20 protein-coding genes and 2 pseudogenes are annotated in these 24,828 nt (G+C 41.9%); 19 read left to right on the top strand and 3 right to left on the bottom strand.

What is annotated here, in order from left to right; genetic code table 11:
- The 15 genes and pseudogenes from Xinn_RS15900 to rsmJ form a co-directional block, all read left to right on the top strand.
- A pseudogene (locus Xinn_RS15900) lies at positions 1-121 on the top strand (IS30 family transposase); the annotation flags it as partial.
- A 194-nt stretch (positions 122-315) separates the two neighbouring features.
- Positions 316-858 (top strand): dihydrofolate reductase family protein, encoded by a 543-nt coding sequence (locus tag Xinn_RS15895; protein WP_086954785.1) that lies wholly within the window; start codon positions 316-318, stop codon positions 856-858.
- Positions 859-1,243: 385 nt separating this feature from the next.
- The gene (locus tag Xinn_RS15890) at positions 1,244-2,425 is read left to right on the top strand and encodes a M20 metallopeptidase family protein (RefSeq protein ID WP_086954784.1); all 1,182 of its coding nucleotides are present in this window, start codon (positions 1,244-1,246) and stop codon (positions 2,423-2,425) included.
- A 200-nt stretch (positions 2,426-2,625) separates the two neighbouring features.
- Positions 2,626-3,045, top strand: a complete 420-nt coding sequence (locus Xinn_RS15885) for a hypothetical protein (RefSeq protein ID WP_086954783.1) — start codon at positions 2,626-2,628, stop codon at positions 3,043-3,045.
- A 347-nt stretch (positions 3,046-3,392) separates the two neighbouring features.
- Entirely contained in the window at positions 3,393-4,829 is a 1,437-nt protein-coding gene (gene treB / locus Xinn_RS15880) for a PTS trehalose transporter subunit IIBC (RefSeq protein ID WP_086954782.1), read from the top strand.
- A 24-nt stretch (positions 4,830-4,853) separates the two neighbouring features.
- Positions 4,854-6,518, top strand: coding sequence for an alpha,alpha-phosphotrehalase (treC, locus tag Xinn_RS15875; RefSeq protein ID WP_086954781.1), 1,665 nt, complete (start codon positions 4,854-4,856; stop codon positions 6,516-6,518).
- Between the two features lie 321 nt (positions 6,519-6,839).
- The gene (locus tag Xinn_RS15870) at positions 6,840-7,409 is read left to right on the top strand and encodes a hypothetical protein (RefSeq protein ID WP_086954780.1); all 570 of its coding nucleotides are present in this window, start codon (positions 6,840-6,842) and stop codon (positions 7,407-7,409) included.
- A gap of 172 nt (positions 7,410-7,581) precedes the next feature.
- Positions 7,582-8,061 (top strand): hypothetical protein, encoded by a 480-nt coding sequence (locus tag Xinn_RS15865; RefSeq protein ID WP_086954779.1) that lies wholly within the window; start codon positions 7,582-7,584, stop codon positions 8,059-8,061.
- Positions 8,061-8,387 (top strand): lysozyme inhibitor LprI family protein, encoded by a 327-nt coding sequence (locus tag Xinn_RS15860; protein WP_086954778.1) that lies wholly within the window; start codon positions 8,061-8,063, stop codon positions 8,385-8,387. Before Xinn_RS15865 ends, Xinn_RS15860 begins: the two co-directional genes overlap by 1 nt.
- Positions 8,388-8,844: 457 nt before the next feature.
- On the top strand, positions 8,845-10,179 hold the full coding sequence (locus tag Xinn_RS15855; RefSeq protein ID WP_086954777.1) for a PI-PLC domain-containing protein: 1,335 nt from the start codon (positions 8,845-8,847) through the stop codon (positions 10,177-10,179).
- A gap of 204 nt (positions 10,180-10,383) precedes the next feature.
- On the top strand, positions 10,384-12,429 hold the full coding sequence (gene prlC / locus Xinn_RS15850; protein ID WP_086954776.1) for an oligopeptidase A: 2,046 nt from the start codon (positions 10,384-10,386) through the stop codon (positions 12,427-12,429).
- Between the two features lie 193 nt (positions 12,430-12,622).
- Positions 12,623-12,898, top strand: coding sequence for a helix-turn-helix domain-containing protein (locus Xinn_RS15845; RefSeq protein ID WP_086954775.1), 276 nt, complete (start codon positions 12,623-12,625; stop codon positions 12,896-12,898).
- Positions 12,891-14,135 (top strand): type II toxin-antitoxin system HipA family toxin, encoded by a 1,245-nt coding sequence (locus Xinn_RS15840; RefSeq protein ID WP_086954774.1) that lies wholly within the window; start codon positions 12,891-12,893, stop codon positions 14,133-14,135. The genes Xinn_RS15845 and Xinn_RS15840 overlap by 8 nt, the downstream gene beginning before the upstream one ends.
- Before the next feature lie 126 nt (positions 14,136-14,261).
- The gene (prlC, locus tag Xinn_RS15835; protein ID WP_086954773.1) at positions 14,262-16,304 is read left to right on the top strand and encodes an oligopeptidase A; all 2,043 of its coding nucleotides are present in this window, start codon (positions 14,262-14,264) and stop codon (positions 16,302-16,304) included.
- 17 nt (positions 16,305-16,321) lie between these two features.
- Entirely contained in the window at positions 16,322-17,065 is a 744-nt protein-coding gene (gene rsmJ, locus Xinn_RS15830; RefSeq protein WP_086954772.1) for a 16S rRNA (guanine(1516)-N(2))-methyltransferase RsmJ, read from the top strand.
- A 510-nt stretch (positions 17,066-17,575) separates the two neighbouring features.
- Here the strand turns inward: rsmJ and gdhA are convergent.
- Both gdhA and uspA read right to left on the bottom strand, forming a co-directional pair.
- Positions 17,576-18,919: an NADP-specific glutamate dehydrogenase gene (gene gdhA / locus Xinn_RS15825; RefSeq protein WP_086954771.1), complete on the bottom strand. Its 1,344-nt coding sequence runs from the start codon at positions 18,917-18,919 to the stop codon at positions 17,576-17,578.
- Positions 18,920-19,187: 268 nt separating this feature from the next.
- A complete protein-coding gene (gene uspA, locus Xinn_RS15820; RefSeq protein ID WP_086954770.1) occupies positions 19,188-19,619 on the bottom strand; it encodes a universal stress protein UspA in 432 nt (143 codons plus the stop codon).
- Positions 19,620-19,950: 331 nt separating this feature from the next.
- Here uspA and uspB point away from each other — a divergent pair, with 331 nt between their 5' ends.
- Positions 19,951-20,283, top strand: a complete 333-nt coding sequence (gene uspB / locus Xinn_RS15815; RefSeq protein WP_086954769.1) for a universal stress protein UspB — start codon at positions 19,951-19,953, stop codon at positions 20,281-20,283.
- Positions 20,284-20,387: 104 nt separating this feature from the next.
- Here the strand turns inward: uspB and pitA are convergent, their stop codons facing one another.
- Positions 20,388-21,878 (bottom strand): inorganic phosphate transporter PitA, encoded by a 1,491-nt coding sequence (pitA, locus tag Xinn_RS15810; protein WP_086954768.1) that lies wholly within the window; start codon positions 21,876-21,878, stop codon positions 20,388-20,390.
- A gap of 323 nt (positions 21,879-22,201) precedes the next feature.
- Between pitA and Xinn_RS15805 the strand changes: the two genes are divergently transcribed.
- From Xinn_RS15805 to Xinn_RS22795, 3 genes and pseudogenes are all read left to right on the top strand, one after another.
- Complete coding sequence (locus Xinn_RS15805) at positions 22,202-23,401, top strand: BaiN/RdsA family NAD(P)/FAD-dependent oxidoreductase (protein ID WP_086954767.1); 1,200 nt, start codon at positions 22,202-22,204, stop codon at positions 23,399-23,401.
- 152 nt (positions 23,402-23,553) lie between these two features.
- Positions 23,554-24,186 (top strand): annotated as a pseudogene (locus Xinn_RS22800) (phage baseplate assembly protein V); the annotation flags it as partial.
- A 144-nt stretch (positions 24,187-24,330) separates the two neighbouring features.
- Complete coding sequence (locus tag Xinn_RS22795; RefSeq protein ID WP_244590225.1) at positions 24,331-24,738, top strand: pesticin C-terminus-like muramidase; 408 nt, start codon at positions 24,331-24,333, stop codon at positions 24,736-24,738.
- Positions 24,739-24,828 lie beyond the last annotated feature (90 nt).

The raw sequence follows: 24,828 nt of genomic DNA, 5'->3' as shown, positions 1-24,828 counted from the left end.
CTCAGAGTTGGAGATAAATCTCGTGGCAAATCGATTAAATAAACGTCCTCGAAAAACGCGAGGTTATCAAACACCGAATGAGTTATTTAAAGGCATACCGACTCGTTTACTTCGTTCATAACGGTGTTGCACTTATTATGTGAATGCAAGACCAACATCAATTTTAAACACGTTGTTCCTAAATATTACTTTAAAAAACTCATCCATTTCTGATTCCCTGATAGAGTTATTAATAATGTAACAAAAAATTTACTTTCAACACCAACTGGGTTTCCCAAGTATGTATAAATCTTAAAAATTAAAATGAGGAAAAATATGTCAAAGCTCATTTATTATGTTGCTGCAACAATGGATGGTTATATCGCTACAGAAGATCATGAGTTAGGCTGGCTGGAAGAATTTGCTCTCAGCGATGATGCCACACCTTATGAAACCTTTTATCAGGGTATCGGTGCAGCGATTATAGGAGCCGGAACTTATGAGTGGATTATGAAAAATACGTCTGGTCACTGGCCGTATCCGAATATTCCTTCTTTTATTCTTTCCTCCAGAAATTTATCCGTTCCGGCAGAAATCAATGCCGTTGTCACCCATGATTCAGCCAGCCAAATTGCAGCCAAAGCACGAACCGCCGCTAAAGGTAAAGATGTATGGATCATTGGTGGCGGAGAAACGGCAGCCTTCTTTGCCGATGCCGGAGAGTTACAACAACTGTTTATCACCACGGTTCCGGTATTTTTGGGCACTGGCATCCGTGTTTTGCCGGTCAACCATATGATTCAGGCTGTTCCTAATAAGCAGCGGCTTTTAAGCAGCGGCGCAATTGAAACAATTATGGATATAAAATCAACAAAATAAACTGAATGATATTCTGCTCATGACGGGGCGCAGATCGTTTATAAAAGCGCAGGATCAGTTATGCCTCTCGCATTACAGATCCTTTATTATCTTTAGTTCTGCAAAAAAACAGAACGATCTATACGATCACTCTAACAATCAGTGATCTTATGGATGTAATACTGTTGAATCTATCTACTCGTTCGTATAGCGGGATAATACCCCGGAAGCGTGGTATTTCAACCATTACACACAGGAATATTGCCTCAGTTTTGACAATAATAAAAAGAAACTGAAAAAAAATATTATGGCAAATATTCATAATTTTCATGATAGTTTCTATTTATTACCTTCTTTCGATGCTTCTTTCAGACTCAAATAAATTCAGTGTAAAAGAGGTTAGATAATGAACAAAAATAACTATAATGTCAGCAATACGCTATTTGCATTAGAACAATTCAGTAAAAAGACCCGTCAGGATTTACATAAAATTCCTGAACTCTCCGGTCGTGAATTTAAAACTGCAAAATATTGCTATGACTTAATGAAATGTTTTGGCTACACCATCAAAAGCTATCCAGATTATACCGGTTTTACTGCTGATTTAATTATTGACCCAACTAAACCCCTGATTGCATTTCGTGCCGATATGGATGCACTCGCCATGCCCGATTTGACCAATAATGAGCACAGTTCTGTTCATGAAGGCTGTGCTCATAACTGCGGTCATGACGTTCATATGACAGTTGCCCTGACTGCCGCTAATTACCTGTCACAGCACCAGCATGAGATGCACGCCAACGTACGTTTTATCTTCCAGATGGCAGAAGAAGACATGCGGGTTCCGGGCGCAGATAAAATGGTTGAGCTGGGCTGCATGGAAGGTGTCAGTGAAGTCTATGCCCTACATAACAATGCCGCTCAGGATACGGGTACTATCGCTCTGACAAGCGGAGTCATCTCTTCATGGGGGACAACATGGACTCTGGATGTTTATGGTGTTTCTGCCCACGGTTCCACACCCCAAAAAGGGCAGGATGCCATTCGGGAAATGTGCCGCATTATTGATTATATGGACTATATCGTCGCCAAAAAGACAGATCCATTCAGCCCGGCAGTATTCACTTGCGGCATGATCAAGGGTGGTACAATCCCCAATGCCATCGCCGCTCATGCTCAATCACAGGGAACCATCCGTGCGATGGATAAAGAAACCGACCAAATCCTCAAAAACAGTATTCAGGAGATTATTGCCCGTAGTGAAGCTGGCGGTTTCAAAACGACAGTAAGTGACGCAACTTATCCTGCGATGGAAAACCATCCTTACGCTTACCAGCGTATCATTGATGCAGCTGGCAAATTCCTGCCATCAGAAAATATAGAAACGAATATCCGCCCGATGACCGGTAGCGAGGATTTCAGTTACATGATTAATGCCACTAAAGATCGCAAAGGCGCTATGTTTTTCCTCGGCAGCGGAAATAAAGCAAAAGGAATAACCAATTACCTACACTCCAATCCTTATTTTGTTGACGATGACTGCCTGCTGGTTGGCGCACAAATTTTTGTTAATCTGGTAATCGACTGAGGATATCTGGCGTCCGGTAGGGAATATCGGGCGCTGGTCTATTTTCTTTGATAAAAATGCCAGTGCTGTAACCTGCCATCATGATTTATCTCTTATCAACAAAGCAGTAGTGATTTCCGGCCAGTCATTATCTGATTACAATTAAGCCTGAAGTATATAATTTCAACATTAAGTAACCTATTAGCTAAAAAGAATAAAAAATGAAAATAAAATTAATCGCATTGATAATTTCAGCATTAACCCCTGCTGCCAATGCAAATCAATACCAAATAGAGATAGTCAATACGCCAATTTTAGACGTATCTGACAACTATAACCATAAAAGCTATAGCGATAATCAGCTTATCGAAGAGTGCAATAAATGGAATTTAAGCAAGGAAGATATCGACAAAATATTTAAAATAAGTAATAGACATGAATATAATCCCTACCGAGAGTTTAGCCAAACACCTTGTGATATAAGAGGAAAAGCAAAAATAAACAACGAAATATGGGATTTTTATATCAATGGTGGCGGTATAACCACATTTACAAATAATGATGAAATTATCTACCTAGGATGTGAAGCCGAAGAATGTGAACCTTTTTTCATAATACCTTATGATGGAATGAATCCATAAAAAACACAGAGATGAATCATCAGAAAATTAAATTTCATTTGATAATTAATAAAAAATACATATGGAAATAGCAATAATCATAAATAAATTATATTAATGATGGTGGAAATTAAAACCACTAAAACAATAAATTTAAGTAATATAAAAATTATTATATTTTCAAGTTAATAGAATAAAATGTGATCCAAAACTCAAACAACGTATCTTTTCATATTCAAAATTATTAAATCTGACTAGGATGGGCGGGTTATTACTTCATTCTATGAATTATCTCATCATAAAAGTAATCATTCTGTTAGTACCAGTTTCCGTTATTCACTACTCCTGCCATATAAAGGAGAAAAGGCATGAAGAAAAAACAGATAAATCAAAAGGATATTGATAGTCTTATTCGGTTAATCGGCGGACAAGAGAATATTGCCTCCGTTACCCATTGTATCACCAGACTCAGATTTGTTCTTAATACCCCGGAAAAAGCCGATGCTAAGGCCATTGAAGAGTTGCCTATGGTGAAAGGTTGTTTCACTAACGCCGGGCAATTTCAGGTCGTCATCGGAACAAATGTCGATGTTTATTATAAAGCTCTGCTCGCCGCAACCGGAAAGCAAGCAGCGAATAAAGAAGAGGTGAAACAGGCAGCACGACAAAATATGAAATGGTATGAAAATGCAATTTCACATTTTGCGGAAATCTTCTTCCCATTACTCCCCGCCCTTATCAGTGGTGGTCTGATATTAGGCCTGAGAAACCTCATCGGGGGAATTCCATTCAGCGAAGGAAAACCCCTCACCGATATCTATCCGATCTGGCAAACCATCTATGATTTCCTCTGGCTTATCGGTGAAGCTATATTCCTCTATCTCCCTGTCGGAATTTGCTGGTCTGCTGTTAAAAAAATGGGTGGAACGCCCATTCTGGGGATTATTCTGGGGATCACGCTAGTCTCTCCACAATTAATGAATGCCTACCAACTTGGTCAACAAATACCAGAAGTCTGGAATTTCGGGTGGTTTACTATCTCCAAAGTCGGTTATCAGGCACAGGTTATTCCTTCCCTGATGGCAGGCTTAGTATTAGGCTGGATTGAAACACGTCTGAAGAAGCTGGTGCCGGATTACCTTTATCTGGTGATTGTTCCGGTCGTTTCCCTGTTGCTGGCCGTCTTCCTCGCACATGCGATTATCGGCCCTATCGGGCGCTCAATCGGTGATGGTGTGGCTTGGTGCGTCAAGGGGCTGATGACAGGCAGTTTTGCGCCTATCGGTGCCGCTCTATTTGGCTTCCTCTATGCTCCGCTGGTGATTACCGGAGTACATCAGACAACACTGGCGATTGACCTGCAAATGGTTCAAAGCACAGGCGGAACACCTATCTGGCCTATTATTGCGTTGTCTAATATCGCTCAGGGCTCTGCGGTTATCGGTATTATCTGGGCCAGCAAAAAACAAAAAGAGCGGGAAATTTCAGTACCAGCGGCAATTTCAGCTTACCTCGGCGTAACCGAGCCTGCCATGTATGGTATTAACCTGAAATACCGCTACCCCATGTTCTGCGCAATGATCGGTTCATGTCTGGCGGGTCTGTTATGCGGGTTAAACCACGTGACTTCCTATGGTATCGGTGTAGGAGGAATTCCGGGTATTCTCTCCATCAAACCTCAGTTCTGGCTGGTCTATCTTATGGCTATGCTGATCGTCATTGTTGTCCCGATGGTATTGACTGTTCTGATGTACCGCCGGAATGAACGTAAAGCGGCATTTACTGATGAAGCAACTAATTCATAAGATATAAGCGCATAAGGTATGGTTATGAGTGAACAACAACCGTGGTGGCTAGACAGCACTATCTACCAGATTTATCCAAAGAGTTTTCAGGATAGTACAGGAAACGGTACAGGTGATATTAACGGGATCACCCAACGTCTGGATTATTTACAGCGCCTCGGTGTAGGCGCTATCTGGATCACACCAATTTACCCATCTCCACAGGTGGATAATGGTTATGATGTAGCCGATTACTGTGCGATTAACCCTGAATATGGCACGATGGAAGATTTCGATAATTTGGTGGAGAATGCCCATCGCCGTGGCATTCGCATCATTTTGGATATGGTCTTCAACCATACTTCAACGGAACACCCGTGGTTTAAAGCCGCTCAGGATGTCAATAATCCTTACCGTCAGTTCTATATATGGAAAGATGGTGGTGAACAAGGCAATCCTCCCAATAACTGGCGATCCAAATTTGGCGGTAATGCATGGCAGTGGCATGCAGCAAGCCAACAGTACTATCTCCACCTGTTTGCCATCGAACAGGCTGATCTGAACTGGGAGCATGAGCCGGTTCGTGCTGAACTGAAAAAAGTCTGTGAATTCTGGGCTGATCGGGGTGTCGATGGGCTGAGACTGGATGTCATTAATCTTGTCTCAAAACAGCAGGACTACCCTGATGATGATAGCGGTGATGGGCGCCGTTTTTATACCGATGGCCCACGTATACACGAATTTTTGCAGGAAATGAGCCGTGATGTTTTCCAGCCTAAGGCGTTAATGACGGTTGGTGAAATGTCGTCCACACGCCTTGAACACTGTATTCGTTATAGCTCGCTGGACGGGAGTGCACTCTCCATGACCTTCAATTTTCATCACCTGAAGGTTGATTATCCGAATGGGGAAAAATGGACGCTCGCAAAACCAGATTATATTGAACTGAAAAAGATCTTCTCAGTCTGGCAGCAAGGCATGCACCAAAAAGCATGGAATGCCCTTTTCTGGTGTAATCACGATCAACCCCGCATTGTGTCCCGCTTCGGGAATGAAGATCAGTACCATAAAACATCCGCCAAAATGTTAGCAATGGTGCTACACGGCATGCAGGGAACACCTTATATTTACCAAGGTGAAGAACTGGGTATGACCAATCCCCACTTTAAGCGCATCGAAGAATATCGGGATATTGAAAGCCTGAATATGTATCAGGAGCACATTGAGCAAGGCATGCCGTCAGAAGAAATACTGTCAATTCTGGCGCAGAAATCCCGGGACAATAGCCGTACGCCAATGCAGTGGGATAACTCTGACAATGCCGGATTTACCTCAGGAACTCCGTGGATCTCGGCTAGCGATAACTACCGTGAAATCAATGCAGAAGCGGCTTTGCAGGATAAAGATTCTGTATTCTACTGCTATCAGGATTTGATTCAGTTAAGAAAAACCCAGCCTATACTGACTTACGGTGATTATCTGGATCTTTTACCTGAACACTCTTCGCTATGGTGTTATCTGCGCCGCTGGCAGGATCAGACCTTACTGGTTATTGCCAATCTGAGTGATGAAACACAACTTTGGTCACCAGAGCCTGAACTGACACAAAAAGAGTGGCAGATATTGATCGGTAATTATCCATCATCAGTAACAGTAGAAAAAGAAATTAAGATTAAACCTTATGAATCAGTTTATTTAATTTCAACATAGAAATATTATTTATGATTTTTTATAATTCATAATACTTTGTTTATATTTATCTAAAAATATCATGCCTCATTAAATGAAACCGAGGCATGATATAAAAAATAAATAAAAATAATAAATAACTCACCACACCATCTAAAGTAAAAATAAATCTGCACACCAAACTTTACTTTCCTTAATCCCTGCTATACTTAAAACAAACAAAAAAATATATCCATATTTTTAAAATGGAATTTTTTATTTAACCTTCTTACCATTATATTAACACTATACCTAGGATAAGGTTTTAAATAACAACACAGCCAATAAAAAGGGGAAATAAAAATGAAATCGCCTAAAAAATACAGTATCTACCTCCTATCTTTGGTTTTATTATTTTTTTCTGATTTATCTTTAGCTCAAAGCAACACAAAACAATCTGTTCCCAATCCAGGGAATAAAGAAAACACCAGTAAAACAAGTGTGTTTTCTGCATATTATAATATGAAAATAATAAATAATAGCAAAACAGCTGTGGTAAGTATTAAAAGAGATCAATATGAATGTATGTATGATGCTGGGCCAGCAGGTGAGTTGAATTTAATCCCTAATAGCGAGGGATACTTTAAATTAGAAGATGATGATAATCTTTTCCATAATTGCAATGCCGCGGCTAAATGGGTGACGTGGAATGTCGAGTATGAACAACCAAACTCCGAAAAAAAATACTGTAGTGTAAAATTATTGACAGATTATCTTAGTATGGAGGAGGGATGGCGAACCTATTTTTACGTCACACCATATACAGATTGTCAGATTCCGATTAAATTTACTTGTGATGGTAATGAATCAAATTGTCAGAATGGTTTTGTAAGCCATGACTGGTCTACAAATATTATGGAGATAACTAAATAATTTATATCGGAAATGAGATGAGATTATTTACTTTATAGACTCAAGTTAGCAAATTCTACGCAGACAATTATACGATGAATAACTACACGATGATTTGGACTAAAAACGATGATGGCACAGCCTGAAAACCTGTGCCATACTTATTCCGATTTCCTATTCGGAGTATCCTGCCATGTATTATGCAAAGTATTTAACCTGCCTTGGTATAAGCTGTCTGGTTTTCTCCTCTACTCTACAAGCCGAATCTCCGTCAGCTCAACTGTCTCAGAATCAGCAAAAATATCTGCAACAGCAAATTGACCAACAAGTTATCGATAAATCAGCACTGAAAGATATATATAAGTGGTCAGATGCTAAAAAAGTTGCTGAATTTATTTGTCGTCCTTTTGCTTTACCCATTATTCAGCAACATCACAAAGATGCGGATAAAGTTTTCCTTGGTGACGTCTCACCAGATAGCATCAAACTGTTGAACGCCTCAGAATTAGTCGGTGCTGGCATGTACCGGACAGATAATGGCTGGAAAGACATCCAATTCTCCTGCAAACTCGATGCAACCGGTAAAGCACATTCCTTCAGTTATGAAGATGCTAAAGTACCTAAATTACCTATGGGGCCGGGGCCGGTCGTTCCTCCCGGTAAGGAGAAGTAATGCGGTATATGCTGCTGTTATTATGCCTGCTGTCGCCACTCAGCTTCGCTGCCAGTTTTGATTGTACAAAAGCCAAATCTCCGGATGAAAAAGCCATTTGTGCTAACCAGAAGCTGAATGATTTGGATGTAGAAATGAGTGTAAAGTACCATTTCCTACACGGGTTATTTGCAATGGGTGTATCAGGAGAGATGTATAATAGCCAACAGGCATGGCTGAAAAAACGGCAAAAATGCGGGGGAGATACAGCCTGTTTGCTGCAAAGTTACCACCAACGCCTCAATCAACTTAATACACTATATGATTCAATAGATAAACCACTCTGATATTGAATCTCATTAAAATATGTTATAACCGCTACCCTCTTAGACGGATAGCGGTTATCGCGTGAAAAAATTACCTGAAACGCTTCTACCCAATACAATTAATTTAAATATAACAATATTCATTATAATTACATCAATATCGCAATATATTGTTTATAAAAATTAAAAACAATTCCCTTCTGGTAAAAACAGGAATAACTGTTTTTATTAAAACAAAAATTATGAATAAAAGAAATAAAATAGCATAACTCTATGCTGCAAAAAAAATACAGATCTGACTTCACAATTTTCACCCCCTGCTACAATTAAAGAATAAAACATATCAACACAGACTATCGTTGAAATGACTGATTTATTATACACACTTATAAATACCAATCCCAAAAACAGGACAATACAATAGTAACACAAGCATAAAAAACAGAATCAAAGTACTTTTTAATTAAGTGAGATCATTATGAGTTCAATTAAATTAGCAAACATCAACACTACCAATTCAGTCTGGAAAAGAATATCGACTACAGCTAAAAACGTTAATATTAATGGAGAGTTCCCAGAATACATCGAACCCAAAAGTACATTTTATATTATGGCTGCACTCTTAAATAATGATATGAAAGAGTGTTATTTTGATGCAAAATACCAAATAATTGATTCGGAAAATAGTACTTTTTCTATAATTGGAGAATACAGCCATACCACCAATGAATTAGTTGTTGTGATTTTTTCAGAAAATTTAGAAGCAACCAACTTGCCAAAAGGTGATAAATTTACTCTTAATTATTTATATGATAATACAGTATTTTTTATGCTGTATGGTGATGTAGGGAACTATACCATCCTAGATATAAATAGTCAGTCCTGGATGCAGGATTTCCGGCATATATTGGGGGATTACTCAATAAATAAACTTTGTATTCCCGGCTCCCATGATGCCGGAATGAGTGTTGCTACATGGAAGACTATTTTCGCTTTTGACTGTAATACCCTGACACAATCATACAATATACAAAAACAATTAGAGTTCGGAATAAGATTTTTTGACATCAGGCCAGCCCTCTCTGACGATGAGTTTTGTACCTGTCATTTTTCATATCTCGGAGTAAAATGGGAAGGCGCTACAGGTGAATCAATAAGTTCGATTATCAATGGAATTAATAACTTCACAAAATATAACAATGAATTAATCATACTTAAACTTTCTCATTCTCTTAATCTCGATACTGGCATTATTCATAGTTATCGTCCTTTTAATGAAAATGAATGGCTCAGGTTGTTTAAGAAATTATCTAAAATTGAATATTTATATATTCACAATAGCATAAATAAAATTCCAGATTTAACATTTAATCAATTAACAGATAATGGGACTCATGCGGCAGTTTTGATCTTTGTAGATAATATACCTGCCGGATTCGATTTGGGACAATATTATAATAATGGTTTTTTTCATTACAACTCCCTTCATGTTCATGGTAAATATACTAACACCACAGATCTCTTTAAAATGTCTGAAGATCAAATAAAAAAAATGGAAAGAGATGCTAAAGAAAATTATTTCATGTTATATTGGACCCTGACTCAAGATGCTATATTCGCAGGAACCTGTTCAACAATAGATTATTATAGTATTAAATCGTTAGCAGATCGCGCAAATCAATATTTAGTATCTTCCATTTACCCAATAATGACGAAAAAAATACACCCAAACATTATTTACGTTGACAACGTCAAAGATAAATTGGCCACAAGTTTATCCTTAGCCATTAATTTAATGATCTCTGATAAATAACACTCGTCTATTTACAAAAAAACTTCTATCAATAGTTAGCTAAGAGTTATTATTTGGCAGATCAGATCACTGATATAAAAAGAGCCTGATTATGCAAATAAAAATGCAGCTTTTAAATTTAACTCACGATATGTTATTCCCGTCTTTCAACAGCAACTCCTTGGGATAGTGGTATTACCCAATTACACTAATAAGGTATGCGTTATGACTAATCCATTATTAGATTTTTCTGGACTACCCAAATTCGCCTCTATTAAAGCGGAACATGTTGTACCTGCGGTGAAAGAAATACTGGCTAAGTATCGACAGGTAATTGAAAAAGTTGTGAACGAAAACTGTAAATTTAGCTGGGATAATTTGTGTCAGCCAATTTCTGAAGCAAGGAGCCAATTTGAGCGTGTCTGGTCGCCTGTATCTCATCTTAATTCCGTCAAAAATACACCGGAATTCCGGGCAGCTTATGAACAATGCCTGCCGATGACTTCGGAGTTTTCAACCTGGATGGGCCAACATAAAGGGTTGTATCAGGCATATAAGTCTCTGAGAGAAAGCCCTGAGTTTGAAAAACTATCCCAGCCGCAACGTAAAGCGGTAGAAGATAAGCTGCTTGATTTCACATTATCCGGTATTGCATTACCGGAAGAGAAACAAAAACGCTACGGTGAAATCACAGCCCGCTTATCTGAGCTGGGTTCCCGCTTCGGCAATAATGTGCTTGATGCCACGATGGGATGGACAAAGCTCATTACCGATGTATGTGATCTATCCGGATTACCTGAAAGCACAAAAAATTCAGCTAAAGCTGCCGCTAAAGCGGAAGGACTGAAAGGCTGGTTATTGACGCTGGAGCCACCTGTCTACAATGCGGTCATGAATTATGCCGATGACTGTGAGCTGCGGGAAGAAATATATACCGCCTATATGACCCGCGCTTCTGATCAGGGCATGAATGCCTGTAAATGGGACAACAGCGCCATCATAGATGAAATTCTTGCCCTGCGCCATGAGCTGGCTCTGTTGTTAGGCTTTAAGAACTACGCTGAAAACTCTCTCGCTACCAAAATGGCGAAAACTACGAAGGAAGTGCTCGATTTCTTAAACGATCTGGTTGACCGTGCCCACAGTCAGGGTGAAAGGGAAATGGAGGAACTGTGTGAATTTGCCCAATCTCACTATTGGGTTGATGAGCTGGAAAGCTGGGATGTGAAATATTACAGCGAAAAACAGAAACAGCACGATTTCTCCTTTGATGAAGAGCAACTGCGCGCTTACTTCCCTGAAAAACGTGCAGTTGAAGGGCTGTTTGAAGTTGTTAAACGCATTTATGGCGTTACTGTTAAAGATTGCACCAATAATGTAGAAACCTGGCACCCTGATGTCCGTTACTTTGAGCTTTACGATGATAAAGGGGAGTTGTGCAGTAGTTTCTATATGGATCTCTATGCCCGTGCCGGTAAAAGAGGCGGAGCGTGGCAGAGCAGCTATGTTGACAGAATGCGCCTTGCTTCCGGTGAGTTGCAGAAACCCGTTGCATTCATTAACTGTAACTTTAGTGGGCCTGTGAGCGGTAAACCGGCGCTGTTCACGCATTCTGAAGTTTCAACGCTGTTCCATGAGTTTGGTCACGGTCTGCAAACGATGCTGACGATGATTGAAACTCTGGATGTTGCCGGAACTAACGGCGTACCGTGGGATACAGTAGAGTGCCCGAGCCAGATTATGGAAAACTGGTGCTGGGAAGCGGAAACACTGGAATTTATCTCCGGTCATTACGAGACAAACGCGCCTCTGCCAAAAGAAATGCTGGATAATATGCTGGAAGCTAAGAATTATCAGGCAGCAATGAAGATGCTCCGCCAGTTGGAATTTGGCCTGTTTGATTTCCGTCTGCATGTTGAATATGACCCGAAAGAAGGTGCGCAGATCCTGCCGATATTAGAATCAGTGAAAGAACACGTTTCTGTGGTTCCGTCGTCAGACTGGGAGCGGTTCCCGCACTCTTTCAGCCATATCTTTAATGGCGGCTATGCAGCGGGTTATTATAGCTATATGTGGGCTGATGTGCTGGCAGCAGATGCCTATTCACGCTTCTCTGAAGAGGGTATTTTCAACCGTGCAACCGGCCAGTCATTCCTTAATGATTATCTGGGGCGCGGAGGTTCAGAAGACCCGCTGACACTGTTTATCCGCTTCCGTGGCCGCAAACCATCACTGGATGCTCTGCTGAAAAGACTTGGCATCACCGGGTAATTATTCTCTAATCAATAAGCCAGCAACATAATCTGCTGGCTTTTTTCAGCTTCGGCTTATAACTCTTGGTATAAAACAATCCCAAACAGACTGGATTATCTCTATCAACAAAATGTTACTATTATGGCAAAAATGAGGCTATTTAGTACCATTTTGCTATAATAGTGACAAAAATTGCTATGGAGATATTCGTATGTTTTCTCTCTATACCGCCTATGATGTACAGCATGAATTAAAAGACTTTATCAAGCGGCAACGAAAGCAACAAAAATCCTCTGTTGAAGAATTAGCCAACCGTTCCGGCGTACCTTACAGCACGATCAGGAAATTTGAGCGTACCGGTAATATTTCACTACGACAGTTCCTTATGTTGTTGGAGGCGGTAGGTGAACTGCATCCATTGCATGAACTCACCAAAGAGCGCCCGCGTGAACCCACCACGATTGCTGAGGTACTGAAAAATGCTTAATACTCCTCTGAATGTCAGAAGAAAATTATCCGATGGCAACAGCATACTGGTAGGGCAATTAGCGGAAAATAAAACAGGGGTGTATTTTCAATATGATGACACTTATCTTACCTCTCACCCAAAATCACTTTCCCCTTTTTTGATCGAAGCGAATACTTCATTACAAAAAGCGCCTAAAGAACCTCATTATGGATTACATGGCGTTTTTGGTGACAGCCTGCCAGATGGTTGGGGATTGTATTTAATGGATCGTGTGTTTCGCGCAAATGGCCATAATCCCCAGATGGTGACAGCCTTAGAACGGCTTGCATATCTTGGCGAGCGGTGTTCTGGCGCGCTTTATTATGAACCGGCTATGCACTCTTTTGGTACAGATGAAAGAGACATCGATATTATTATGCTTGGCAAAGAAGCTGTTAAAGAATTTGAAGGTACAGGCTCTCATTTTCTTAGCTCTCTTTTAGATGCCAGCGGTTCAGGCGGTGCTCGTCCCAAACTCAATGTAACAAAGTGTGCTAATGGTCAATTTTCAACCCGACCTGATGCCATTGGGGAAAAGTTGATTATTAAACTGACATCTGAAAAATTCTCTTTGAAGTACTCAGAAAGCTTGGTTGAATATGCCTATATGACAATGGCCAGAAATGTTGGGATCGAAGTCCCTGATTTCGAGTTACTGGATGCGGGAAATGGCCGTTTTTGGTTACAGCAAACCCGGTTTGATTGTTGTCCGGCACAAGGCCGCTACCACATGATTTCGGCTTGTGGGTTGCTGGATGCTCCATTTCGAGAACCCTCTTTGGATTATGTTGATTTGGCTAAAGTCACAAGACATTTATGTGGTGTACAGGAAGCCCGAAAACTGGTGAAACGTGCTCTGTTTAACTATTTGACTGTCAATCAGGATGATCACACCAAAAACTTTGCTTATTTAGCCGATGATGATGACAACTGGCGCCTTTCACCATTTTATGACGTCGTGTATATGCCATCACCTTATGGAGAACATATGACTTCGTTCAATGGCAATGGCAAAGTCATTACCTCTGCGGCGTTAGAGCAATTAGCAGGGCAGGTTGGTTTTTCCAGTATTAACCCTTTAATAAGCATGCTTGAAGAAATTTATACTGAAACACGCCATTTTCAGGTTATTGCTCATGAGTTAGGCATTGATAAGGAAATGGCAACAATGATTGCTCAGCATATGGAACAGAAATGGCTGGCACTAAGGCTATGAATCCCGCTGCATACCAAGCCAAGCATTGAACTCATACAATCTTATCCCCATTTAACGACAATACACCATAATGGGATATCAGGCTGATAACAGCTTATACCCACATACAAAGATAAGGCGCTCATTATGACTAACCCGTTACTGACGTATTCAGTATTGCCTAAGTTCGCTGAGATTGAACCTGCACATGTCGTTCCTGCCGTAAAGGAAACACTGGCAAACTACCGTCAGATCATTGAGAAGATTTTAACTGAGAACTCCACTTTTACCTGGGATAATCTGTGTCAGCCTCTTTCTGAAGAACAAGATAAACTTTCCCGTATGTGGTCACCAGTCGGGCATCTGAACTCTGTCAAAAACAGCCCGGAGCTTCGCGAAGCCTATGAACAAAGCCTGCCTCTGCTCTCCGAGTTCAGCACATGGCTTGGTCAACATGAAGGGCTATATCAGGCTTATAAGTCACTAAAAGAGAGTGAAATTTTTAATTCACTGCCCCAGCCACAACGCAAATCTATCGAAGATACTCTGCGTGATTTTGAATTATCAGGAATTGGCCTGCCGGAAGAAAAACAGAAACGCTACGGTGAAATTGCAGCCCGTATGTCAGAACTCGGCTCCCAATTCGGCAATAACGTGCTGGATGCTACGATGGGCTGGACTAAGCTCATTACCGATGAAAACGTTCTGGCTGGATTACCTGAAAGTGCCAAAGCTGCTGCAAAGGCTGCCGCAGAAGCTAAAGAGCAGGAAGGCTGGTTGCTGACGCTGAATATGCCAAGTTATCTTCCTGTCATGGCCTATGCTGATAACCGTGAACTGCGTCAGGAAATGTATTACGCCTATACGACTCGTGCATCCGACCAAGGGCCTGATGCCGGAAAGTGGGATAATAATGCCATTATGGCGGAAATGCTGGCATTACGTCATGAACTGGCTCAATTGCTGGGTTTCAAAAACTATGCTGAAAAATCCCTTGCTACAAAAATGGCTAAAGAACCTCAGCAGGTTCTCGATTTCCTGAGTGATCTGGCTAACCGCGCTCATGGTCAGGGCAAAAAAGAGCTGGAAGAACTGACCAGCTTTGCCCGTTCAAACTACGGTATCGATAAACTGGAAGCATGGGATATCACGTACTACAGCGAAAAACAGAAGCAACACCATTTCTCCATTGATGATGAGCAACTGCGCCCTTATTTCCCTGAACAGCGTGTGCTTGAAGGGCTGTTTGAAGTTGTCCATCGAATCTATGGCATCACAGCCAAAGAACGTCATGATGTCGAAATCTGGCACTCTGATGTCCGTTTCTTCGAACTGTATGATGAAAAGCAGGTGCTGCGCGGCAGTTTCTATCTGGATCTCTATGCCCGTGAGCATAAACGCGGTGGTGCGTGGATGGATGACTGCGCTGGCAGAATGCGCCACGCTACCGGCGAAATACAGAAACCTGTTGCTTACCTGACCTGTAATTTCAATAAGCCGGTTGGTGATAAACCAGCTTTGTTTACCCACGATGAAGTGATAACTCTGTTCCATGAGTTTGGTCATGGCCTGCACCATATGCTGACCGAAATTGAAACACTGGATGTTTCCGGCATTAATGGTGTGCCGTGGGATGCGGTTGAGCAGCCAAGTCAGTTTATGGAAAACTGGTGCTGGGAACCGGAAGCTCTGGCGTTTATATCCGGTCACTATGAGACGAACGAGCCTCTGCCACAGGAAATGTTGGCTAGTATGCTGGCTGCGAAGAACTACCAATCTGCGATGTTTATCCTGCGTCAGCTTGAGTTCGGGCTGTTTGATTTCCGCCTGCATGCTGAATATGATCCGGCAAAAGGCGCTCAAATTCTGCCAACGCTGTACTCCGTGAAAGAACAGGTTTCTGTTGTTCCATCACCTGAATGGAACCGTTTTCCTAACTCTTTCAGCCATATTTTTAATGGTGGCTATGCGGCTGGATATTACAGCTATTTGTGGGCTGACGTACTGGCAGCAGATTCTTACTCCCGCTTCTCAGAAGAAGGTATTTTCAACCGCACTACGGGTCAGTCATTCCTCGACAATATCCTGTCTCGTGGCGGTTCTGAAGATCCAATGACACTGTTCGTCCGCTTCCGTGGCCGCGAACCAAAACTGGATGCAATGCTGAAAAGCGCCGGGATTACCGGATAATTTGTGTGGAAATTCGCGTGAATATTTGTTTGATTTGCGAACAGGGCGCTGATAGCAGCGCCTTATCTCATTTGGCAGAACGCTGGGGTCTGGTGCACGATGAAGACTCTGTTATGGCATTGGTACTGACTCCCGAGCGGCTGGAGCTTCGCAAACGCGATGAACCAAAGCTGGGCGGAATTTATGTCGATTTTGTGGCCGGAACGATGGCGCATCGCCGTCGTTTTGGGGGCGGGCGTGGTGAAGCAGTCGCCAAAGCGGTTGGCATTAAGAAAGACTATATACCAACAGTAGTCGATGCCACAGCAGGATTAGGGCGGGATGCCTTCGTTCTGGCCTCAATCGGCTGTCAGGTCAGAATGCTGGAGCGCAATCCGGTCGTCGCGGCATTATTGGATGATGGCCTACAGCGCGGCTATCAGAATGAGGAAATTGGGAGCTGGCTGAAAGAACGCATGACCCTGATCCACGCTTCAAGCATTACTGCACTGACAGATATCACGCCACAACCGGATGTGGTTTATCTTGATCCAATGTATCCACACCGGCAAAAAAGCGCGTTGGTCAAAAAAGAGATGCGCGTATTTCAGTCACTGGTCGGAGCCGATGAAGACGCAGATGCGTTATTGGAGCCTGCTCGTGCGCTGGCAAAACGCCGTGTCGTGGTAAAACGACCGGATTATGCAGAGCCACTGGCCGGGGTTAAAGCATCCGCCGCGATTACCACCAAAAACCATCGATTTGATATTTATCCTTGTTGAAAATAAAAATCCTGCCGTTTACGGCAGGAAATTTTCCTCAAAGAAATTAAAACCAGCCATAAATACATAGCAGAAATCTTTATGGCTGATACAGTAATTTAATTATTTCCACCAAGTTCATTTAATTGGCACATACAAACTAACTATTTATATATATTTCCTCACAATGAAGTGAATTAATATTCAAAATCAATTAAGTTGACTATACTATCATGGTAAAACACTTTTAAACAAAGGGTACAAGAGTGATATTTCTTGCATTACGAGTTATTAAACTGGCTATTTTCTTTTTATTAACTACAGTTATTAGTTACTTTTTTATTTTAGACAAAAACATCAAGAAAACTCTAATATCATCAGTATCAGCGACTATCATTTTATTTATAATGGATATTGGCTTGCCAACGCTATTATATTTTTATTTTAGACGCTAACTTAAACAATAAGCCCCATTCAACATGGGGTTTATTCGTCAAAGATTATTTATTGTTTACTGATAAATTTATTAAATTACAAAATACCCTGTGACAACATTGCATCAGCGACTTTAACAAAACCAGCTATGTTTGCGCCCTGTACGTAGTTGATCTGTTTGCCTTCTCCGCCATATTCCACACAGGACTGGTGAATATCGAGCATAATGTGATGTAAGCGGATATCCACTTTTTCTGCTTTCCAGCTCATACGGATTGCATTCTGTACCATTTCCAGCCCTGATGTCGCCACACCACCCGCATTGGCCGCTTTACCCGGTGCAAACAAAACGCCCGCTTCAAGAAAAGCATCCGTAGCGGCGATGGTTGCTGGCATATTGGCACCTTCTGCCACCGCTTTCACACCATTCTTAATCAGCATTTTCGCATCTTCCAGATGCAGCTCATTCTGTGTCGCGCAGGGTAGAGCAATATCAACAGGCACTGACCACGGATTTTGCCCTTTGAGGAAAGTCAGCCCCCGCTCTTTGGCATAATCCTCGACACGCCCATAATGTTTATTTTTTATCTCTTCCAGATGCGCCAGTTTCTCAGGAGTGAAACCATCTTCATCCAGTACCGTACCACCGGAATCAGATACCGTTACTACTTTAGCCCCCAGTTCCAGACATTTTTCGATAGTATATTGAGCGACATTGCCCGCCCCAGAAACCGATACCCGCATACCATCCAGCCCCATATCATGACGTTTGAGCATCGAATCAATGAAATAAACCAGACCATAGCCCGTTGCTTCCGGCCGGATCAGACTACCGCCAAAGGAAAGCTCTTTACCTGTAAAAACGCAGGCCGTGTTGTTGGATAGCTTTTTCATCATTCCGGCCATAAAAGCCACTTCCCGGCCACCAACCCCGATATCACCAGCAGGTACATCAGTATCAGGCCCCAGATGACGATACAGCTCTGTCATCAACGCCTGACAGAACCGCATAATCTCTCCCTGACTTTTCCCTTTAGGATCGAAATCAGAACCCCCTTTTCCGCCGCCCATTGGTAGCGTTGTTAAAGCATTTTTTAATGTTTGCTCAAAACCCAGAAACTTCAGAATAGAGAGGTTAACGGAAGGATGAAAACGCATCCCGCCTTTAAATGGCCCAATGGCTGAATTGAACTGCACCCGCCATGCGCGGTTTACCTGAACTTTCCCTTGGTCATCAACCCAGCTGACGCGGAACTGAATAACCCTTTCTGGTTCAACCAGACGCTCCAGTAACCCCTGTTCACGATATTGCGGATTACGCTCAAGAAAAGGCCAGAGAGATGTCAGAACTTCCCTTACTGCCTGTAAATATTCTGGTTGATGTGGGTTGTGGTACTGAACAGATTCAAGAAATGAGACTAAAGATGATGGTACATTCATTTATAGCTTCCTTTATACATTCAGATGTGATGCCCTCGACATTTCCCTTTGTTATTTTTTGTCGAAAATGAGAGGTAATTACGGTTTGCTTTCTGAATATACCACTATTTTATGATTGAATTTCAATAACTATTTTTATTAATTTTGTTAAAAATGAGATTTATAGTTTCCTAATAAAGTGATTTTCAAAGCAGCTTATCCTTTTCAGAGACAAAAAAATCGCCTGCAATTAGCAGGCGATTCCATAGAATAAGTTTTCAACAGGATATTAGTCTTCGTCGCGTAACGGAACAATCAACATATCAACATGAACCGTATTAATCAGCTGACGAGCTGATGACATCAGCTTGCTCCAAAAATCCTGATGGTGGCCACAGACGACGAGATCCATATCATATTGCTTAATCGCATCAACAAGAACCTGCCCTAAATCACCACTGCCACTCAGCGTTTCCTGAATTTCATAGCCTGAATTAGCTGAAAGCTCTTTCAGGGAGTTACGGGTTTCATCTGCGATACGTTCCTGCATATCACCAAGATTGACATCTATCAGGCCGGTGTACAGATCAGAGTAATTGACATCAACATGGATCAGCGAAATTTTAGCATTGTATGGTCTCGCCAAAGAGACCGCTTTATCCACCAAGATCCTGCTTTCTGGAGATAGATCAACTGCAACAAGAATATGTTTATAAGCCATATAAGTGAGCTCCTTCCATAAAATGGATTGGCGGCATTAAACGCCATGATTTTATACTTATACTATAACTGCTCGATGCCTCTTTTGAGTGTCGTCGTGATCACAACTTGTTACTTTATTTCGTCAACCATTTGAAAGAAAAGATATCTGCTTTCTATACCATAGCGATATTAAACATTTTATCTCTGACACTAAGACAATTTTTCATTACCACTTAGCTTTTCTAATAAGCTATTTACCCCTAAAATTTAATACTGTTACTATTTACATTACTACCTTTTCAGATAAATTCTTACTCTGGTATCTGCTTGCCACTCTAAGGAGGAGGAATATGTTCAGTATGTTTGCATTCTTCTGGGCAATTTGCATTATCTCTATTATCAATATCTTACGTTATATTTCTTCACTACGTGTTTTATTGTCTATTCTACGTCAGGCAGATCCGATGCTATATCAATCTATTGACGGGAATGGCTTTTTTACCGGTAATGGTCAGTTCAGTAAACAGATTCGGCTGGTACGCTACATCAACACGCAAGGCTACCTCAACCATCACAATGATGATGTCATCTTTTTCTGCGAAAGACTGCGTAAGCAGTTTATATTGACGAAAGTGTTATGCGGGATTGTCTTACTGTCTCTGATAGTAATAGTGATAGCCTGATAGCAACGGAGAGGGAAAGTGAATTGAAAATAAAAAGTGGCAATAAACAGTCCAGTAAAAAGGGTTGAGCTGCTGAGACAGCTGCCAACCCTTCTTGATACAGATTAGATTAATTGCAGAGCAATCCAATACAGGCAGCCTGACAGAGCAATTGAAATCGGCAACGTCAGTATCCACGCCAGCATGATATTTTTGATAGTCTTACTTTGAACACCACCACCATCAACCAGCATTGTACCTGCGACCGCAGAAGAAAGAACCTGTGTCGTCGATACCGGCATTCCCGTATAACTTGCAACGCCAATCGATACTGCGGCGGTAACCTGAGCGGAAACCCCCTGAGCATAAGTCATGCCTTTTTTACCGATTTTTTCACCAATGGTGACAGCAACGCGTTTCCAGCCAACCATTGTGCCCAGAGACAGAGCCAGCGCCACAGCGATAATTATCCACATTGGTGCATATTCAACAGTGTTCAGCAGGTCTTTACGCAATTTATGCAGGAAACGTGCATCTTCCATGCTGGTCTCAGGCAATTTAGCCACCGCTGTTGCTGTATCAGCAATACACATCAACATGCGACGCATACTATTACGCTGATCTGGATTCAGCTCGTTGTAATTCTGGATGCTTCCCAGCATATTTTCCGTGGTATTCAGAACATCAAGTGCCCGTGAATTATCACAGTGGAAATTCATATCCAGTTGATCTTCAACCGGAGATACGACCGGAGTCAGCTCAATTGCATGGGAAAGCGCTGGCTCATGGTGTTCATAATACTGCTGTAAATGAACAACAGCATCATGGGTACGAGCAATGTCATAGCTTGCTGAATTCATATTCACAACAAAGCCAGCAGGCGCGACACCAATCAGTACCAGCATGATCAGACCTATTCCTTTCTGCCCGTCATTGGCACCGTGAGAAAAACTCACACCAACAGCAGAAAGGATCAGCGCTGTGCGTGTCCAGAATGGCGGTTTACGTTTCCCATCCTGCTTTTCACGTTCAGCCGGAGTCATGTGGATACGACGGCGTTTTTTAGTACCACTCCAGTAACGACGCAGTATAAAAACCATCGCTCCCGCAATCACCAGACCAATCATAGGAGACAGAATCAAGGACATAAAAATCTGTATCATCTTCGGGATATTCAGCGCATCAACAACAGAAGAGCTGGTCACTATCGCATTGGTCAGGCCAATCCCGATAATAGAACCAATCAACGTATGAGAGCTGGATGCCGGAATACCGAAATACCATGTGCCCAGATTCCAGATAATTGCCGCCAGCAGCATGGAAAAGACCATCGCCAAACCATGGCTTGAGCTGACATTCAACAGGAGATCTGTAGGTAATAGATGAACAATCGCATAAGCGACACTCAATCCACCGAGTAGAACACCAAAAAAGTTAAAAACCCCTGCCATGACAACAGCAAATTGCGAGCGCATAGCGCGGGTATAAATAACAGTTGCTACTGCATTTGCGGTATCATGAAACCCATTGATGGCTTCATAAAAAAGCACAAACAACAGAGCAAGTACTAACATAAGGCCGGTATAAAAATCCAGGCCAGTAAACAGATGTAGCATAAACGTTAAGCCAGTTAGTAGGACATGAACGCGGCGCATTATCAGTGACAAACGCTGACGGGAAAAGAGAAATATGACCTTTTTTTGATTTAATGACAATAAACCAGCAGCGAAAAAAACTCTTTGTTTATAAAAATCAAATCGTTATATGATTTTTATGTTTTTATATTTTTTTGATAAAAAATGGCCTGTAATAATAAAAGTTCAACAAAGTGCTTATTTTTCTCTGCATTTCGCAGATAGTCCCTCCACGATGAAGTGTATTTCCTGAAAAATAATCCGGCAAAACAGTTATTCTGCAAGATATAGAGACAACAAACGTAATGGAAAAATTTGATGTAGTAATCATTGGTGCTGGCGCGGCCGGTTTATTTTGTGCAGCACAAGCCGGACAGTCAGGGCTAAGCGTTCTGGTCTTGGATAATGGTAAAAAAGCAGGCCGCAAGATTTTAATGTCCGGAGGCGGACGTTGTAATTTTACCAATATGTATACCGAACCCACAGCATACCTTTCTGCCAATCCCCACTTTTGTAAGTCAGCACTTGCTCGCTACACACAATGGGATTTTATTGACTTGGTGCAACGCCACGGCATTGCCTACCATGAAAAAACGCTGGGGCAGCTTTTTTGTGATGACTCCGCTCAGCAGATTATCAATTTACTTTTACAAGAGTGTGAAGCAGGTCAGGTCACTATCCGCTTACGCAGTGAAGTCACTCAAATTGAGAAAAGTGAGCAAGGATTCGATATTACGGCATCAGGAAAGAAAGTAAGCGCACACTCACTGGTTATAGCGTCTGGTGGGTTGTCTATGCCCGGTTTAGGCGCATCTCCTTTTGGTTATCGTATTGCAGAGCAATTCGGCCTTAATATCCTGCCAACCCGTGCAGCATTAGTTCCTTTTACTCTGCATAAACCGTTATTAGAACAGCTTCAGACTCTCTCCGGTGTTGCCGTTCCTTCCGTCGTAACCGCGCAAGACGGAACGGTATTCAGGGAAAATATCCTTTTTACTCACCGTGGACTCTCCGGCCCCGCCATTTTACAGATCTCCAACTATTGGCAGCCCGGTGAATATGTGAGTATTAACTTACTTCCTGATACAGATTTGGATGCCTTTTTAACTCATGAACACGAATCCCACCCTAATCAAAGCCTGAAAAACACCCTTGCCAAACTGTTACCAAAACGTCTGGTAGAGTGCCTGCAATCTCTTGGTCAGTTACCGGAGCTTGCCCTGAAACAGCTTAATCTGACACAGAAGAAAGAGCTGATCACCACCCTGCAATACTGGCAGGTACAACCGAATGGCACTGAGGGATATCGCACAGCAGAAGTGACTCTTGGCGGAGTAGACACTAATGAGCTGTCATCAAAAACAATGGAATCGCATAAAGTCAAAGGATTGTATTTTATTGGTGAAGTTGTCGATGTTACCGGCTGGCTCGGTGGATATAATTTCCAGTGGGCGTGGAGTTCAGCATGGGCTTGTGCGCAGGCATTAATAGCCGTAGAGAAATAATTGCGGGCGCCTGTCAGAATAATTTATTTGTAAAAACAAGTTATCTGTAAAAATAACTTGTCTGTGTGTTCCTACAAGTCCGGGTTAATGTCTGACCTGATGTTTCATGACATTCTTTATGCCATGAATACACAACTCAGCACCCCTACCTTATGAACACACAACTAACTGAATTAACACGCTTATTACGCAATCTGATACGGACAGGCGTTATTACCCAAGTCGATACCGCAAATGGCATGTGTCGGGTCGCGACAGGCAATCTTGAAACCGACTGGCTATACTGGCTGACCTCCAGAGCAGGAAACTCCCGCACTTGGTGGGCACCCAGTGTAGGTGAGCAGGTTTTATTGCTTTCCATCGGTGGTGAGCTAACCACCGCCTTTGTATTGCCAGCGATTTTCTCCAACGATTTTCCGGCACCCTCAACATCTCCCGAAGCGACGCATACCGTATTTCCAGATGGCGCAGTGATGGAGTATGAACCGCAATCCGGCGCATTGACGGTAACAGGTATTAAAACCGCCACAGTAACGGCATCAGAATCTGTCCATATTACCGCACCGGAAATCACCTGCGTTGCCAACACACGCATTACGCTGGATACACCCGAAGTCATCTGTACAAAGCTGTTGAGCACAGGCAATTTAATTGTGCGCGAGGGTGGCAACATGACGGGTAATATTGCACACACCGGAGGTATCTTCAGTTCCAACGGTGTAGTCGTGGATTTGCATACCCATACGGGTGTCAGAGCTGGCAAGGATACATCCGGTGGCCCAGTGCCTTCGGCAGCACCGGTAGCTCCAGAAGCACCAACAGAAAATAAAAAAGAAAATAAAGGCTCAGATCAAAATAAACCAGAACAAGATAAACTAACTCAGGATCAACCAATTCAAGATAAACCCGATCAAAATACAGATGATGAAATGGATCTGAAATGGCTTACTGTACCTAAAGGCCAGTTAACTTTTGATGCTGAAGGGAATGATAATGAAGATAGTATACACTTTACCCGTAAAATCCACTGGCCCGGTGGTGCATCAGGGATAACAATTGGCCGTGGCTATGATTTAGGACAACAAGCCAAGGCAAATGATGACTTAACACAGGCAAATATATCTGAACCATTGAAGAGTTGGTTAGTTGAATGTCAGGGGAAAACCGGGGAAAAAGCGAAAGAAAAATATACATCAGCGCCAGATAATATCAAAAACTTTTCCATTTCCAGAAAACAACAATATGACCTATTCAATATGGCATATGATAGATTAGAAAAAGACGTTAAACGCATTTGCAAAAAGAAAGATACACTTTTAGCATTCCATCATAGATAGGATCTTAAGCAATAACCGTTTATTTTTAGATAGAAAAAAGGCTTCATTTATGATCTGATAATCGTCGCTAAACTAATATCAAAACCACGG

Source organism: Xenorhabdus innexi (assembly GCF_002632485.1).
Taxonomy (GTDB): Bacteria; Pseudomonadota; Gammaproteobacteria; order Enterobacterales; family Enterobacteriaceae; genus Xenorhabdus; species Xenorhabdus innexi.
This window is presented reverse-complemented; position numbering and strand designations above follow the sequence as displayed.

Coding starts and splice junctions, on each gene's coding strand:
- Xinn_RS15895 (WP_086954785.1), top strand. CDS start 316: ATGTCAAAGCTCATTTATTATGTTGCTGCAACAATGGATGGTTATATC.
- Xinn_RS15890 (WP_086954784.1), top strand. CDS start 1,244: ATGAACAAAAATAACTATAATGTCAGCAATACGCTATTTGCATTAGAA.
- Xinn_RS15885 (WP_086954783.1), top strand. CDS start 2,626: ATGAAAATAAAATTAATCGCATTGATAATTTCAGCATTAACCCCTGCT.
- treB (WP_086954782.1), top strand. CDS start 3,393: ATGAAGAAAAAACAGATAAATCAAAAGGATATTGATAGTCTTATTCGG.
- treC (WP_086954781.1), top strand. CDS start 4,854: ATGAGTGAACAACAACCGTGGTGGCTAGACAGCACTATCTACCAGATT.
- Xinn_RS15870 (WP_086954780.1), top strand. CDS start 6,840: ATGAAATCGCCTAAAAAATACAGTATCTACCTCCTATCTTTGGTTTTA.
- Xinn_RS15865 (WP_086954779.1), top strand. CDS start 7,582: ATGTATTATGCAAAGTATTTAACCTGCCTTGGTATAAGCTGTCTGGTT.
- Xinn_RS15860 (WP_086954778.1), top strand. CDS start 8,061: ATGCGGTATATGCTGCTGTTATTATGCCTGCTGTCGCCACTCAGCTTC.
- Xinn_RS15855 (WP_086954777.1), top strand. CDS start 8,845: ATGAGTTCAATTAAATTAGCAAACATCAACACTACCAATTCAGTCTGG.
- prlC (WP_086954776.1), top strand. CDS start 10,384: ATGACTAATCCATTATTAGATTTTTCTGGACTACCCAAATTCGCCTCT.
- Xinn_RS15845 (WP_086954775.1), top strand. CDS start 12,623: ATGTTTTCTCTCTATACCGCCTATGATGTACAGCATGAATTAAAAGAC.
- Xinn_RS15840 (WP_086954774.1), top strand. CDS start 12,891: ATGCTTAATACTCCTCTGAATGTCAGAAGAAAATTATCCGATGGCAAC.
- prlC (WP_086954773.1), top strand. CDS start 14,262: ATGACTAACCCGTTACTGACGTATTCAGTATTGCCTAAGTTCGCTGAG.
- gdhA (WP_086954771.1), bottom strand. CDS start 18,919: ATGAATGTACCATCATCTTTAGTCTCATTTCTTGAATCTGTTCAGTAC.
- uspA (WP_086954770.1), bottom strand. CDS start 19,619: ATGGCTTATAAACATATTCTTGTTGCAGTTGATCTATCTCCAGAAAGC.
- uspB (WP_086954769.1), top strand. CDS start 19,951: ATGTTCAGTATGTTTGCATTCTTCTGGGCAATTTGCATTATCTCTATT.
- pitA (WP_086954768.1), bottom strand. CDS start 21,878: ATGCTACATCTGTTTACTGGCCTGGATTTTTATACCGGCCTTATGTTA.
- Xinn_RS15805 (WP_086954767.1), top strand. CDS start 22,202: ATGGAAAAATTTGATGTAGTAATCATTGGTGCTGGCGCGGCCGGTTTA.
- Xinn_RS22795 (WP_244590225.1), top strand. CDS start 24,331: ATGGATCTGAAATGGCTTACTGTACCTAAAGGCCAGTTAACTTTTGAT.